Origin of the sequence: Bradyrhizobium sp. LB8.2, from assembly GCF_040548035.1 — a bacterium.
In the GTDB taxonomy this organism is placed as follows: Bacteria; Pseudomonadota; Alphaproteobacteria; order Rhizobiales; family Xanthobacteraceae; genus Bradyrhizobium.
Genome location: NZ_JBEPQV010000018.1, coordinates 48655 through 62566, shown reverse-complemented (window position 1 = coordinate 62566; position 13912 = coordinate 48655). Strand labels below are relative to the sequence as shown.

Sequence of the window (13912 nt, the reverse complement as noted above, 5' to 3'; positions counted from 1 at the left end):
CGGGGCTCCAACTCCTAAGAGAGGGAGCCATGACGAGCAAGACGACGAACAAGTTTTCACCCGAGGTACGGGCCCGTGCGGTTCGGATTGTTCTGGATCGCGCGAGCGAGTCCCGTCGCGCTGGACGGCGGTTACCTCGATTGCGGCCAAGATGGCTGCATGCCGCAGACGCTGCATGACAGGGTCAAGAACGCCGAAGTCGACAGCGGGCAGCGGGCCGGCGTTCCGACTGAGATGGCCGAGAAGCTGAAGGCGCTGGACGGGAGAACCGCGCGGTTGGGCAGGCCAACGAGGTCGACCGCCGGTCCATAGAATAATCACCTTCATCGACGATCATCGTGGGGCGCATGGGGTCGAGCCGATCTGCAAGATCCTGCCGATCGCCCCCCTCGACGTACCGCGCCAATGTCGCCAAGCCGCGCGATCTGGGCAGGATGTCGGCCGCGTGCCCGGCAGGATACCGCGCTGAAGATCGAGGTTCGGCGCGTTTTCGACTTTTCGACCAGAACTTCCGCCTCGTATCGAACTGGATCGACAAGACAGAGAATCGCAAGCTTGGCGAGGTCATTTCGCGGAAGGCCAATGCGTCTTAAGTATCCGCGTCCCATCCCTCCTGCTACCGCCGAAAGTTGCGGGGTAGCAGCTCCTCGGTTAGCAGCAACTCGGTGATGCGGTTTTTTCTGAATGCGATTTGACACTAGTCACGTCAATCTAAAGTTCGCCACATAAGGTTTGCTGGGCTTTGTGGCAGAAGCGTTTGACGGAAGCCAGAATCTGGTCAGCAGGCTTGGTCCATTTGAAGGGCTTGGGATTTTGTTATGCAGGTCGATGAAGGTACGCATGTCGGCCTCGAGCTGCCTGACGGAAATGTGAACACTTCGCTGGATCTACTTTCGGGTGAGCCCAGCGAACCAGCGTTCGACCTGATTGATCCACGCGGAAGTCGGCGTGAAGTGGACATGATACGGCCGACGGGCGAGCCACGCTTTGATCCTGGGTGTCTTGTGGGTGGCGTAGTTGTCCATGACGATATGGACATCGAGGCCTTCAGGACTGAGCATCGATCCTTTTAAAAACTTCAAGAACTCGACTGCCCGCTGGCGCATGTAGCATTTGCCGATGACGAACCCCGAGGCGACATCGAGCGCGGCAAGAGCGTGGTCGTACTATGCCGCACATAGCTGTGCGTACGACGCTCGGTGTGCCCGGGCATCATCGGCAAGACCGGCTGCTCGCGATCGAGTGCCTGAATGTGGCTTTTCTCATCGATGCTGAGGACAAGGGCTCGGTTCGGCGGGGACAGGTAACCCCGACGATGTCCCGTACCTTGTCGACGAACAGCGGATCGCTCGATGGCTTGAATGTCTGGCTAGTGTGCGGCTGCAAACCGAACGCCGCCCACATTGGGCGGATGGTGGTGTGGGAAAAGCCGGTTTCCGCAGCATCGAGCGGATCGACCAGTGCGTCGCACCGGCTGGCGTCGTCCGCAACGTCCGCTCGGTCACCGCGGCAACCTGATCGTCGTTGATGGTTCGAGGGCGGCCAGGGCGTGCCTCGTCAAGCAGGCCATCACAGCGCTTCTCAAAAGTCGGCGACGCCACTTGCCAACGGTGTGTTCGTGGAGGCCGAGTTCGGCAGCCACAGACTTGCTTGGCAATCCTTCCGGGCACCGCAGGATGCGCGCGGCATCACTCAGATAGCGACCGCGCTACACGGTGACGACGGACTTGCCTCTCCAAGTACGCCCGCTCCTGCGCACTCGCACCCACGGCTCGATCGGTCGGCCTCTCATACCTGGATTCGCCACAAGCGCTTTCCCCTAAGGTTTCAAGCGCTAATTTATCATGGACCGAACTTGAGTTCCAGATGACCAGAAAGCCGAGCTGAAATTCGATCGGCATTCCAAGCATTCGGTTTCGGCAAGGATAACGCATTTTGTATCGTCTGAAAGGGCCTCGGGGCCATTCCAGACAGATGCGGTAACGTTGCCGTGATGCGCGACTTCTACCGGCTTCCATACCTGCGGATGACAACGAGAGGTTCGTCGAGTGCTTCATTGACAGCACGTGCGCTGCATCGCCCGTGTTTCGGAAGCTCAATCGGCTGGCTTGATGCGATACCGGGGTTTGGCGCCTTCGCAGGCAAATAGCCGGTGCCGCTAGGCTTGATGGAATGGCCGAAGGTCAGATGAATCCCGAGATCGAACGTGTCGAGATATAGGTGGAGGAAAGCTTGCATGCGCCGTTGAGGCCAGCTTCCTCCGGCTGATTGGCGCGCTTAAGCCACGTAAAGTCGAAAACTGGCGTCACGACTACGATGACCGCGACCTCGCCTATTTCCCGTCGTTGCAACATGTGCGAACCAAGAAGATGCAGGATAGCGTTGTCGCAAGCTTTCCTGAGGGAGAGCGAAGAGAAAGGGCGGCGCGCCTATGGCCGGTACTTCCGACATACTTTCGCGACGAATGTGGGATGGAGCCGTTTTTCGGAGGAACTGGTCGTCGGGAATGCGAGAGCGAAGAGAAGCGCGCGGTGATGGATAGCTCCTGATGATGGGTGGGTCGATCGGGTCACGATTTGCGGATCTAAGAAGATGCACAGGGGAAGCGAAATGAAGAGACGTGGCCATTCCAAATTTCGCGTGAGACGGACAACAAATGCCTCCGGATAGGGCCAGTGAGCGCGACAGTCGGTTTGTTTCTGGTGCAAACGCTCAATTGAGGTTGGTATAAGACTGAACACGCCAACAATTGCCGCCTCGGTCGCGCGTTAGTCTGAGCTCAGCTTCGAGAAATCCTCTCAGCCGCATTATGTCGCGCAGGGCATCGTTAAATTGAAAGGACATTCTGCAGAAGGTCGAGCGCCGTAGAACGGCATTGATGCCGGCGCGCGAAAAATGAATTTTGCTACCATCGAATTGCGCGCCGGAGTTTGCGAAGGTGGCGACGTCTCAGGTGAGACGGAGCAAGTTCGAATTCATGACGGATGCGTCGTTACTTTCCAGACCTGCCGGTGTGACAGCGTCGCCTGCGGCGGGTCGTACGGGATCACTCCCCCATGCCGGCCAATCCGTGATGACGGTGGTGGCCGACGTTGCGCGTCCGTCGGAGATGTCGGGATCGCGCACGCACGGCCTGACGTGGCGCTCTTTCTTTCTACCTTGGCTTCTGCCGTTCGGCCTGCTCCTGGTCTGGCAATTCTTGTCGGCGACGGGGATCGTGTCCACGGCGATCGTGCCGGCTCCATCCGACATCTGGGACGCTGCACGGCAGCTTGCGGAGCGCGGCGAATTGCAGCACGACATCCTTGTCAGCCTTCGTCGGGTCGCGATCGGCTTTAGCATCGGCGCCTTCGGTGGGCTGCTGTTCGGTCTGGCCGTCGGGCTGTTCGAGCCGCTGCACGATCTTTTCGATCGCTCGCTGCAGATGATCCGCACCATTCCGCACCTGGCCTTGGTGCCGCTGATGATCCTCTGGTTTGGAATCGGCGAGGAACCGCGGCTCATTCTCGTTGCGATGGGGTCGCTGTTCCCGGTCTACATCAACACGGTCGGGGGCATCCGCAATGTCGATCCCAAGCTGGTCGAACTCGGAAAATCCTACGGCCTTGGCCGCGCCGAACTGGTCTGGTCGATCATTCTGCCGGCGGCGCTGCAGCCGATCCTGGTCGGCATGCGCTATGCGCTCGGCGTGGCCTGGCTCACTCTGGTCGTGGGTGAAACGATCGCGTCGCGGGACGGCGTTGGATATCTCGTGCAGAACGCCCGTGAGCTGTTGCGCATCGACATCATCGTGCTGGCCATCGTCCTTTACGCCATCGCAGGTTGGCTGTCGGATCTCGTCACGCGCTTGATCGAACGGCGGCTGTTGCGCTGGCACCCGAACTATGCGGATCGGGTGAAGGCATGAACGGAGCCAGCGTCAGCCTGCGTTCGGTCGGTAAGTCATTCGTCGGCCGCACGGTCCTGAACGGCGTCGATCTTGACATCGCCGCCGGCCAGTTCGTCTCGATCATCGGGCCGAGCGGAGCCGGCAAGTCGACGCTGCTGCGCCTCGTCGCAGGGCTGGACGCGCCCTGGCGCGGCCGCATCGAGCTCCGCGCGACGGGCCGCAAGGCGGACGTGCGCCTGATGTTCCAGGAGGATCGTCTGCTGCCGTGGCGGACCGTGCTCGGCAATGTGCTGCTGGGCATCAAGGGCAGGAAGCAGGACGCCGGGCGCATCCTTGACGCGGTCGGGTTGCGGGGGCGCGAAAGCGAATTTCCGATCGGGCTGTCGGGCGGCCAGCGCCAGCGTGTTGCGCTAGCGAGGGCGTTGATCCACGAGCCGGACCTGCTGCTGCTCGACGAGCCGTTCGGTGCGCTCGACGCCATCACCCGGGCCGCGATGCAGTTGCTGCTGGAGCAATTGCTCGCCGCGCGTCCGCGCACCGTCGTGCTGGTGACGCACGACGTCGAGGAAGCGTTGCTGCTCTCCGATCGCGTGCTCTTGGTCAAGGACGGCGGCATCGCGCGCGACCTGATCTTCGATCAGCCGCGTCCCCGGCATCGCGGCGATCCGGCGCTGGCGACCCTCAAGGAAGAGCTGCTCGACGGTCTGCTGACGGCCGAGCGCGACCTGGCTGCCGTTGCGTGAACAGACGAAAGGATGATGATATGAGTTTGAGTGACTCGACAAGCGATCGCGCTGGCATCTCGCGGCGAACGGTGTTGTCGGTCGGCGCGGGACTTGCCGCGGCCTCTGCAGGTTTGGGTGGAATACCGTGCGCGAAGGCGGCCGACCTGGCACCGTCACAACTGACCGTCGCAGTCATCGGAGACAGCCGCACCGGCGTCTGGGCGTCGCTGCGGGCAGGCGTGGGTGGCCGTAATCTCTGGCAGGAGCTCGGAACCAAGATCGTCTGGCAACCCGGCTTCACGGCATCCCTTCCGGTGATGGAGGCGATCAAGGCCGGCTCGGTCGATTTCACGTTCGCAACCGCAACCGCGGTCGTAAACGCCGTTCCGGCGCGCGTTCCGATCGTGCCGCTCGCGGCCTATCCGCTGCCCGTCGACGAAGTCGATTTTCTTGTGCAGGCCAATTCCGCGATCAAGACCGCGGCCGATCTGAAGGGCAAGAAGATCGCCCATCAGAATGGAACAACGGGTACCTACAGCCTGATCAAATATCTGGAGACCGCCGGCCTCCGATTGTCTGACGTCTCGGCCGTCAGCCTGAGCGGGGCAGATGCGTTCACGGCATTCGCGCAGGGCAGCATCGACGGCTGGATTCACTGGCAGCCGGCCACGGCGCTCGCGTTGACAAAGCTCGGCGGCAAGGCGCGTCTGCTGCCCGACGTGAAGACCTATGACTATGCCTTCTACGTCGCACGCAGCGACGTCGCTATGAAGTATCCACAGCTCTTCGCCAAATTCGTGAAAATCATTCGGGAAACTCAGGCCTATATCTTCGCGCATCCCGCTGAATCCGTTGCGCTCTGGGCGTCGCAAGGCGGCTTTCCGCCAAATGGGACTGAACAGGCCGTCTACGAAAAGCTCGTCCGCGATGCCAGGCTGTCCGAGTCGACCGCGGTCGCGCTGAAACCGATCGATGAAGCAGCGGCCGCGTCGACCCAGGATCTCGCCGACAATTTCCGCGCGCTCGGTGTCCTGCCGAACAAGGTCGACGTTCGATCGTTTCTGCTTGGCACGCAGTTCGATGCCGCGAAGAAGGCCGTCGCGCTGGAGCTCGGCGCATAAGCAGCGACGGCCAACCAACAACACAGAGAAGCATGATGAACGCTCAAGTCGGCGAGACGGTGTCGATCACCTCTGCCACCATCGGCCAGTTCGGCCGCTATTTGCTCAGCGCAGGAACGACCCACTTCATCTCCGACCAGCGTGTCGCCGTCGGCGGCCCCGGCGAGGCGATCAACGCCGGTGAATTGCTGCTGTCGTCGGTCGGCTCCTGCTCGCTCGGGCTGATCCAGAAGACGGCGAAAGAACGAGGGATCGTGCTGCGCGAAGCAGGATCGGAAGTCTCGTTCCAGCGCCACGCCACTGATCCGACGCAGTACGAATGGATTCGCATCGCCGTGCGCCTGTCCGGTGTAACGGCAGGCGAAGCCGAGACGCTGGTTGCCGGTTTCACGGCCAACTGCCCGATCTACAACACACTTAAACGTGGCGGGCCCGTCGAGATCTCATGGACTGTGAGCTGACCCATGCCTGACAAGAAACTGCACCTTGCTGCGTTTGTCTCCGCGGGTCCCGTCTCCGGCAGCCACGCCGGATGGCGGCATCCCGAGGCGGACGGCGACTTGCTATCCGCCGCCTACTACCAGAATATCGGCCGGCTGCTGGAGCAGGGGCGGTTCGATCTTCTTTTCATCGCGGACATCCTTGCAATCCCGGACACACTGGGCGGCAGCCTGGACAGCCAGCTCCGCTACGGCGCGCTGGGCGCGCTACGGCTCGATCCGCTGGTGGTGCTCTCGATCATCGCGGGCGCGACCAAGCATCTCGGTCTTGGCGCGACCATTTCGACAACCTACGCCCAGCCCTATGTGCTGGCGCGGGCGCTCGCAACGCTCGATCATCTCAGCGGCGGTCGCGCCGCCTGGAACATCGTCACCTCGTTTCAGGAGGCGGAGGCCCGCAATTTCGGCCTGACCGAGCAGCTCTCGCGCGAGGGGCGCTACGAGCGCGCCGACGAATTTCTCGAGGTCGTGACCAAGCTGTGGAATTCGTGGGAGGATGGTGCGCTGGTCCGTGATCGCCAGACGCCGCTGTTCGCCGATCCTGCCCGGGTGCACCGGATCGACCATTCCGGCAAATGGTTCAACGTGCAAGGCCCGCTCAATGTCAGCCGGTCGCCGCAGGGGCGCCCGGTCTTCATCCAGGCCGGGGCTTCCCATCGCGGCCGTGACTTCGCCGCGCGATGGGCCGAGATCATCTTCGTGACCCCGGGCCTGATCGACGTCGCCGTCGAGTTCCGCAAAGACCTGCGCGCCCGCGCGGTCCGTTTCGGCCGTGACCCGGACACGATCAAGGTGCTACCCGGCATCGTCCCTGTCATTGCCGACACGGACAAGCAGGCGAAGGCGCTGCATGACGAGCTCCACGAATTATCTCATCCCGAGTCCGGTCTCTCGACATTGTCCTATCATCTTGGCGTCGACCTCTCGCGCTTCCCACAGGATCAGGTCCTGCCTGAGAACCTCGACGTTCCCGGCGTCGAAGGGCACTACCGCGAGGTCTCCGAATTGACGCGTCGCTCGGGCTTAAGCATCGCCGAGCTGGGGCAGCGTTACGGTGCGGGGAGAACCACCAGCGGATTTGCCGGCACGCCTGGTTCGGTGGCCGATCGCATGCAGGAGTGGTTCGAGGCGGACGCATGCGACGGCTTCATGTTGCAGGTCCCATATCTTCCAGGTGGTTTGGAGGAGTTGGTCCACGGCCTCGTGCCGGAGCTGCAGCGCCGCAGCCTGTTCCGAAGCGAGTACGACGGTTCGACCCTGCGTGACTTGTTGGGATTGCCGCGCCCGGCGAGCTGAGGTCGCTTTTGGCCACCATCACCGTGCGACGAATGCACATTTTCGGTGGGTCAAGCCCAGGCGCGTGACCGCCAAGTCGTACTCAACTTAATTAGCCGCTTTATCAAGGCGCTTGCATGCATGTTAGCGCGGGCCATGCCTAAGCGAATCTGAAGGGCAGCTGCGTTGCTCAATCGATCGCTAAGCTGCCCCATTCTCATTTCGGAAAGAGTAGCCATAATGCCCTTACTTGAAACTTCGAGATCACCGATTTTGGTACAGCATCCCAAGCGCATTGGCGTGAACGGTGAAGGTCCTCCGTCTCATCTGCCACGCGAATCGCCTGTATCCCTTTGATCCTCAGCAGAATGTTGCTACATGCGGATCGATCGGGCGGGCGCTTCGTCAGCAGTGCGATCATGAGCTGTCTTTGACGCCGTGCTTGTTCTATTTCGCGAGGAAGCCCAATCTGGCGTGGTGCGAGTACTGCTTGGAAAACGCTACCTGCAACAGAATGTCCTCTTTATGGCGGTGTTGCGATGGTGAGAGGCCGCAACGTCCGAGCTAGATGTTCAGCCCAGCTTTCCAGTGCATATCGCATTTCGGCTCGATAACGAGCCCGATTATAAATTCCCGCTACGCCCGCCCGGTGGCCGCTTACGTGGTTCAAGATCGCTTCTACGACATGCGGAAGGACGCCCAACCGATCCGCCATTACGGTTGCAGCCGTCCGACGAAGATCATGCAGGGTCCAATTGGGTAGGGGCTTAGCATGTTCGTCAACCATCTTCCGCGCGGCAAGAATGCGCGTATCAAGCGCGGCCTTCGATTTGGACCAGCCAGAGAACCCACGATGTTTATCGCCCTTTCGGCGAGGACCATCGCCAAAGACGCAGTCGCGATCATCCTGCCGGGGCGGTAACAGGGCCAAGGCGGCTGGGACGAGCGGCAGCTCGTGCTCACGATGATTTTTGGACCTAGCGCTAGGCAGGACCCAGCGCTCGGCCGAGGTATCTAGCTCCGGCCATTGCATTCCACCGACTTCATCGCGCCGCTGAGCCGTGAGGAGCAGCAAGCGCACTATACGCCCATAGTCGTCATCTCTGCAGGCCTGCCAAATCGCCGCTAGCTCTGCGTCGGATAGCACTCGGTTTCGGGATTTCGGCTGTTCGGGACGGTTGGTGCCGAGCACCGGATTTCCAGGAATATCGAGCCCCTCTCGAATAGCCCAATTGAACAGTGTGGACAGGGCCGTCCGAGCACGGGCGGCGGAGACCGCCCCTCGTTGCGCTGCAATCTCCGCGACTCGCGCTGCAACATGACGGCGAGTGATCTTGAATACCGATACTGAGTGCAAGGGCTTCCACGCGATCAACAAGTAGCGTTCGATCTCGGAATACGTCCGGGGCCGTTGCTTCTTCTTGGCAATGCCGAGGTATTCGCCAGTGATCTTGCGGAGTGTGTCCGCTGCTTGGAGGCTCGCTTCCGCTTTGGTGTCAGCCGGGTCTTTCCCCTCCGCGACCATTCCCAGCAATCGCTTGGCTTCCCGGCGCGCCTTCTCTGGCGTCCAGGGTGACCCGTGCGGGCCGATCGTGAAGAACCGTTGGCGGCCGAACAACCGGTACTTGAGGACGTAGGTTGCTCGATCGCGCTGACGCCGCACGCCAAAGCCTCGCACCGCCTCCTTGTGCCCTGCATCCCAGATGGCTTCGCCCTGGGCAAGGCCCTGTACAGCCCTGATCGTAATACTTGCCGATGCCATGCGCGCATTGTTCGTGTTTCTAGCTACCACATAGCTACCACGGTAGCACAAAACGGGGCGAACGACAGCGCAGCTTTAGCGAGCTCTGCAACTGAAATTACTAGATAACTAAAAATTCCGCGTGGAGGGGCGCAAATGCGGAGGCTACAGTTTTCTGTCTGTGGAACAGGAGGTCGGTGGTTCGAGCCCACCCAACTGTACCAGTGGTGCGGATAACTCCACGTTCTGCCGCTTTCCACCTCGACGTACTCAGCTAACACCTGAAGTGCATAGGTAACGACGTTCCCGCTACGCGAGGTATTCTAGTCGAGGGCGAATCGGTGTGCTCAAGCGCGCCCATGCGAGGCTCCGATGGACAATAGTGATCTCAATGGCACCGTTGCGTCAGTGGTGAAGTCGGGCGCGGAGGCCGTTACCGAAGTCGCCAAGGCTGAGCAGGAGACGCAGAAGACCTACCAGCGCGCTCTAGACTTGGTGGGGCGGGCAGGCACCTTTCTCAATGGTGTTTTCAGTCCCGCCGCGCGGGAGCTTGGGCATCTCTTCGGCGAGCAGATGCGTTTTTGGCGGTTCCAGAACGGTGTCCGAATCCTAGAGAAGGCACAGGCTATTGTCGAGGAACGAGGACTAAAGCCTGAGCAAATCAAAGCCCTCGGATTCGGGGAGGGCTTGTTGATGTTGGAGGCGGCTTCGCTGGAAGAGGATGACGTAGTTCAAGATATGTGGGCGCGCCTCATGGCGAACGCTGTTGACCCGGAGACAGCGACCAAACCCGAGAAAGTTTACGTTGAAATTCTAAAGGCCCTATCCAGCAGAGAGGTGCTGTTCTTAGAACTACTATGGAAACTCACTTTGCGCCCACGTGCGAAGACTACGGCAGAGCACAACGCGTATACCAAATCTGTTGAGGCCCTCGCGGATGAGAAATGGCGGCGGTTCTCGGAAGACGAGCGCGGGATAGCGATACAGAACCTCGTTCGTCTACGTTGCGTGACGTTCAAGGCGGAGCCACCAGACCTGAATAGCCTCTGCGGGATTCTTCCCACCGATGGAAGAAATACATTTGGTCCAAAATGGGCAGCTGTTGATCCTGCAAAGTTGGAGAAGGTCATAAAGGACTTGATTCAGCGCCAGCTAGTGGCGGCGGGTGTGACCGATTTCCCCAGGAGCGCCGTTAGCCGCGTATATCCCGGGACGTTCCCGGAAACAGATTTCGTTTTGACGCCTCTTGGTAGAGGATTGATGCGGGCTTGCGAGATCGAGAGAGATATGAGGGCTCCCGCCAACGGTGCTGCTACAGTGTAGCGATTATGCATGTTACGGTCGAATCTCGCCCAATCATCAAGGGCTTCGCGTGATCGAGAGCCATCAACCAACGCGTGCCGTTCTTGACCGAATGATCGGGACAAGCGTGGTGTTCAATGGAGTATTGATCCCAGCATCAATTCTGACTGCGGCTCTCGCGAGGTACGTGGATAACCTTTCCGTCTGGAATGACCATGAGACATACAAGGTCTCACTTGTAGGATCGGCCGTCCCCATCAAATTTGCCGAGCGCTATTTCTTGCTTTGCACCAATCATCAACTGCGAGGGTGCCAGCCGGAGAACGTATCGCTGTTGGGGAGAGATGGGAAAATGCTTATTACCTCCTCCGGCGTGCGTCACTTCAACGACGAGAGAAATCCGTACTATCTCGACCTGGCGGCCTTCGACTTCACCGAGCCTTGCGAAGCCCATCAGTACTTGAAAGAGAGGTTTTTTACACTGCGGGAGGTTCCTCCAGACGCGCCCGCTACAGATATCATGTTTGCGGTTGTCGCGGGCTTTCCATCTAGAGACCAACGATACGAACTTGAAGAAAAGAACCACATTGGCAAAGTGAAACGAATTGTAGTGTGTCAGCTTGACCCGTCTTCCTATGATCCCGCACTCCTCTGCCTACGTACAGATGAGCCGTTGGACTTTGATCCAGATGGCATGAGCGGCGGGTCGGCATTTGTCGTTCAAGTCGTGGCCGGGGAGTTTCGGGCTTACTTTGCGGGTCTGGTCGTAACCGGCGGGAAGGATCGATTTCACATCATCAAGGTCGGACACATTTACCGATTCTTGAAGACGCTGGTTTGACCAGTTCCTATTTCGATGGAGCACGGAATTACGGTTACAAGTGCACAAAACTCCGCCATCGATCCTTCGGGCCGCACTTCCGTTACAGCCAGCACCAAATTTGCACGCAAGCCAGGCGAAAAAGATCGTGAGTTTCTTCGAGCGTCTCAAGACAGCAGCATCGGTTGAGTGGCGGGCCTACACCGAGCATCCCTTCACGAACGGATTGGCGGACGGCTCGCTCCCCGAAGCGGCGTTTCGTCACTACCTCGTTCAGGACTACCTGTTCCTCATCGAGTTTGCGCGCGCCTACGCGCTCGCGGTCTACAAGTCGCCCAGACTTGCCGACATGCGTGAAGCAGCGGCCGGCCTTTCGGCCATCCTTGATGTCGAGATGAACCTGCATGTGAAGCTCTGTGCCGATTGGGGTCTGTCCCCGACCGACCTTGAACAGGCCCCTCCGGCGGCCGAGATGCTGGCCTATACACGCTACGTGCTCGACGCGGGAATGCGCGGCGACCTGCTGGCTCTCAAGGTGGCGCTTGCCCCCTGCGTGATCGGGTACGCGGAGATCGCAACGCGGCTCGCCTCGCGCCCCGATGCGGACGCTGCGACGAACGCCTACCGCGTTTGGATCGCCGAGTACGCCGGCGTGCCGTACCAGGAGGTCGCTACCAAAGCGCGGGCGCATATGGAGCATCTCGCCGATCTCTACGCCACGCCGGCCCGCGAGGCAGAGCTGATTGCGATCTTCAAGGAAGCCACCCGACTCGAGGCAGACTTCTGGGAGATGGCCTGGCGCGCGGGCCAGCGTGTTCAATAGCCCTTTCGGCAGTCATCAGGCTCATCACCTGAAGGTTATACAATGACGATGACAGTGCTGCTCGATTTGTCGGGCCGAGCTTCTGTTACGATTCCTGAAGCCTAGCCGAAACCACGTCTGTCGGCCGTCCCCGCTAGACCGCATTCATCATTTCGCGTAGTTTTTTCACACAGCAACATGTCGGCGGAGGTCCTCCGTGGAACATCGCGGCGTCAGCTTCTCGATCGTTGAAATGCGCTATTTGTCCGGTTGGCAATGGACTGTCGGAAAGGGCAGAACCGTGTCGGTTGGTGTCTGTGCGACGAGGGGGGACGCGATCCGCCAGACCCGGACTTTCATTGACGCGATTGTGGACTGGGCTGCCTAAGCGGATCACTCACCGCCCGACCGGTAACGTCACCGTCGCCAGCAGCGCCACCGCCCCGGACACCGGGTTCACCAGCCGCTGGCATTGAACTGCACAAAGCACGATGACGATTCATCCCAATCACATCGCGCTTTAGAGATCACCTCGCGGACCAACGAACTTCATCAAAGGACCAATGTCATCCTGGTCGGCAGCCTTGAGAGCTGCGATGTAAGCGGTACGCCGCTCATTCATCTTTTGAAGATCATGTCCGCCTGCCCAATCGATTGGTTTTGCCTTGTAGACGCGGTTCAGAACAGCATCCGCCATGATACGGGCGTGCCTGCCGTTACCATTCGGAAACGGATGAATCTTTGCGAGACGATGGTGCAATCGAATTGCAGCTTCGGAAGGCGAGTAGGTTTTGTTGTCAGCCCAAAACTGGGCGTCATCCATGAGGGTTCGAAGCGCTACAGGGATATGGATGGGATCGATGCCGATGTTTTTTCCCGTCTTTCGGAACGTTCCCGCCCAGTCCCAGACGTCGCCGAACAAGCGTTTGTGCAAAATGATGGCGAAGTCGTCGGTCAGAACGTGAGCTCTCTGGCGACCAAGCCAACGCAAGCCAGACTCGATGTTGGCCTGTTCCAATTGATCGAGTTCGCCTTGCGTTGTGATGTGTTTATGCTTCAGCCCGCCAAGCTCGTTTGGGTCGAGCGGCGTCGCTCCCTCGGGATACCAGAGATCGATCATTGATCGCTCCAGAAATTCGAAGGCATTTCCAGCGCGATCTCACGGGTGAGACGTTCGACTTCCTGAGCAATTTTGTCGTCCGGCAGTTTCTGGTTTTCGAGGGCCATGTGCTTGCTGGCCGTGCCGACGATTGCCATGGCCTTTTTTCGAGCCTGAGCCGTAATGAGATCCTCGACATGTCCTGAGGCCGGAATGATCGCGTAGACGAAGCGGCACCCCATCGCCTCTGCTGTGGCTTGCATTGATTTCAGGGTGATGCCGCCCGTGAGTTCGGCACGTTCTGCCGTGGTGACGCGTGCGCGGGTGACGCCCATTTTCTTTGCGACGTCGGCCCCCGACATACCCAGCGCACTGCGGACCGTGCGCAGCCAGCCTTCCGGCGGTGCTTTCAGACCGGCAGCGCTTGCGGCGGCCGTGTCGACGATGTTGCGGTACTGCTGCTGAACGATGGTTTTGACGCTCATTTGGCAAGTCATCCGTATACATAGAGGTTCATTTGGAATACTTATACGTATTCAAATAAGAGAACTACGTATAGTTATATATACTCAAAATGTAAATTTATGAATACATATAAGTATTCGATTGGTGATGATTTCCGACCCCAGAAGGAGGCC

At 59.6% G+C, this 13912-nt stretch carries 11 protein-coding genes, 1 pseudogene and 1 other annotated feature; of the genes and pseudogenes, 8 read left to right on the top strand and 4 right to left on the bottom strand.

Features of this window, described 5'->3' with window-relative positions:
- The first annotated feature begins 271 nt into the window (after window positions 1–271).
- Window positions 272–388: a sequence feature (AL1L pseudoknot), on the top strand.
- Window positions 389–711: 323 nt separating this feature from the next.
- Window positions 712–1807 (bottom strand): annotated as a pseudogene (locus tag ABIB06_RS21815) (IS630 family transposase).
- Window positions 1808–3073: 1266 nt separating this feature from the next.
- On the opposite strand from ABIB06_RS21815, the gene ABIB06_RS21810 reads away from it, so the two are divergent.
- The 5 genes from ABIB06_RS21810 to ABIB06_RS21790 are packed head-to-tail and all read left to right on the top strand — an operon-like array spanning window position 3074 to window position 7531.
- Complete coding sequence (locus ABIB06_RS21810; protein ID WP_354052468.1) at window positions 3074–3907, top strand: ABC transporter permease; 834 nt, start codon at window positions 3074–3076, stop codon at window positions 3905–3907.
- Window positions 3904–4632 carry an ABC transporter ATP-binding protein gene (locus ABIB06_RS21805; RefSeq protein WP_354052469.1) on the top strand — a complete coding sequence of 243 codons (729 nt, stop codon included), beginning with the start codon at window positions 3904–3906 and terminating at the stop codon, window positions 4630–4632. The genes ABIB06_RS21810 and ABIB06_RS21805 overlap by 4 nt, the downstream gene beginning before the upstream one ends.
- 20 nt (window positions 4633–4652) lie before the next feature.
- Complete coding sequence (locus ABIB06_RS21800; protein WP_354052471.1) at window positions 4653–5735, top strand: ABC transporter substrate-binding protein; 1083 nt, start codon at window positions 4653–4655, stop codon at window positions 5733–5735.
- 35 nt (window positions 5736–5770) lie between these two features.
- Complete coding sequence (locus ABIB06_RS21795; protein WP_354052473.1) at window positions 5771–6196, top strand: OsmC family protein; 426 nt, start codon at window positions 5771–5773, stop codon at window positions 6194–6196.
- Between the two features lie 3 nt (window positions 6197–6199).
- Complete coding sequence (locus tag ABIB06_RS21790) at window positions 6200–7531, top strand: LLM class flavin-dependent oxidoreductase (RefSeq protein WP_354052475.1); 1332 nt, start codon at window positions 6200–6202, stop codon at window positions 7529–7531.
- A gap of 502 nt (window positions 7532–8033) precedes the next feature.
- Here the strand turns inward: ABIB06_RS21790 and ABIB06_RS21785 are convergent.
- On the bottom strand, window positions 8034–9272 hold the full coding sequence (locus ABIB06_RS21785) for a tyrosine-type recombinase/integrase (RefSeq protein WP_354052476.1): 1239 nt from the start codon (window positions 9270–9272) through the stop codon (window positions 8034–8036).
- Between the two features lie 351 nt (window positions 9273–9623).
- On the opposite strand from ABIB06_RS21785, the gene ABIB06_RS21780 reads away from it, so the two are divergent.
- The 3 genes from ABIB06_RS21780 (at window position 9624) to tenA (ending at window position 12196) form a co-directional block, all read left to right on the top strand.
- Entirely contained in the window at window positions 9624–10574 is a 951-nt protein-coding gene (locus ABIB06_RS21780) for an Abi-alpha family protein (RefSeq protein ID WP_354052478.1), read from the top strand.
- Window positions 10575–10623: 49 nt separating this feature from the next.
- Window positions 10624–11394: a hypothetical protein gene (locus ABIB06_RS21775; RefSeq protein ID WP_354052480.1), complete on the top strand. Its 771-nt coding sequence runs from the start codon at window positions 10624–10626 to the stop codon at window positions 11392–11394.
- A gap of 127 nt (window positions 11395–11521) precedes the next feature.
- The gene (gene tenA, locus ABIB06_RS21770) at window positions 11522–12196 is read left to right on the top strand and encodes a thiaminase II (protein ID WP_354052482.1); all 675 of its coding nucleotides are present in this window, start codon (window positions 11522–11524) and stop codon (window positions 12194–12196) included.
- 499 nt (window positions 12197–12695) lie between these two features.
- Here tenA and ABIB06_RS21765 read toward each other — a convergent pair whose 3' ends face one another.
- Both ABIB06_RS21765 and ABIB06_RS21760 read right to left on the bottom strand, forming a co-directional pair.
- Complete coding sequence (locus ABIB06_RS21765) at window positions 12696–13295, bottom strand: mobile mystery protein B (protein WP_247339282.1); 600 nt, start codon at window positions 13293–13295, stop codon at window positions 12696–12698.
- On the bottom strand, window positions 13292–13759 hold the full coding sequence (locus ABIB06_RS21760; protein ID WP_354052484.1) for a mobile mystery protein A: 468 nt from the start codon (window positions 13757–13759) through the stop codon (window positions 13292–13294). The genes ABIB06_RS21765 and ABIB06_RS21760 overlap by 4 nt, the downstream gene beginning before the upstream one ends.
- Window positions 13760–13912: the final 153 nt, after the last annotated feature.

Excerpts from the sequence above, each read along its gene's own strand:
- ABIB06_RS21810 (WP_354052468.1), top strand. The coding sequence starts at position 3,074 with ATGACGGTGGTGGCCGACGTTGCGCGTCCGTCGGAGATGTCGGGATCG.
- ABIB06_RS21785 (WP_354052476.1), bottom strand. The coding sequence starts at position 9,272 with ATGGCATCGGCAAGTATTACGATCAGGGCTGTACAGGGCCTTGCCCAG.
- ABIB06_RS21795 (WP_354052473.1), top strand. The coding sequence starts at position 5,771 with ATGAACGCTCAAGTCGGCGAGACGGTGTCGATCACCTCTGCCACCATC.
- ABIB06_RS21800 (WP_354052471.1), top strand. The coding sequence starts at position 4,653 with ATGAGTTTGAGTGACTCGACAAGCGATCGCGCTGGCATCTCGCGGCGA.
- ABIB06_RS21780 (WP_354052478.1), top strand. The coding sequence starts at position 9,624 with ATGGACAATAGTGATCTCAATGGCACCGTTGCGTCAGTGGTGAAGTCG.
- ABIB06_RS21765 (WP_247339282.1), bottom strand. The coding sequence starts at position 13,295 with ATGATCGATCTCTGGTATCCCGAGGGAGCGACGCCGCTCGACCCAAAC.
- ABIB06_RS21805 (WP_354052469.1), top strand. The coding sequence starts at position 3,904 with ATGAACGGAGCCAGCGTCAGCCTGCGTTCGGTCGGTAAGTCATTCGTC.
- ABIB06_RS21760 (WP_354052484.1), bottom strand. The coding sequence starts at position 13,759 with ATGAGCGTCAAAACCATCGTTCAGCAGCAGTACCGCAACATCGTCGAC.
- ABIB06_RS21790 (WP_354052475.1), top strand. The coding sequence starts at position 6,200 with ATGCCTGACAAGAAACTGCACCTTGCTGCGTTTGTCTCCGCGGGTCCC.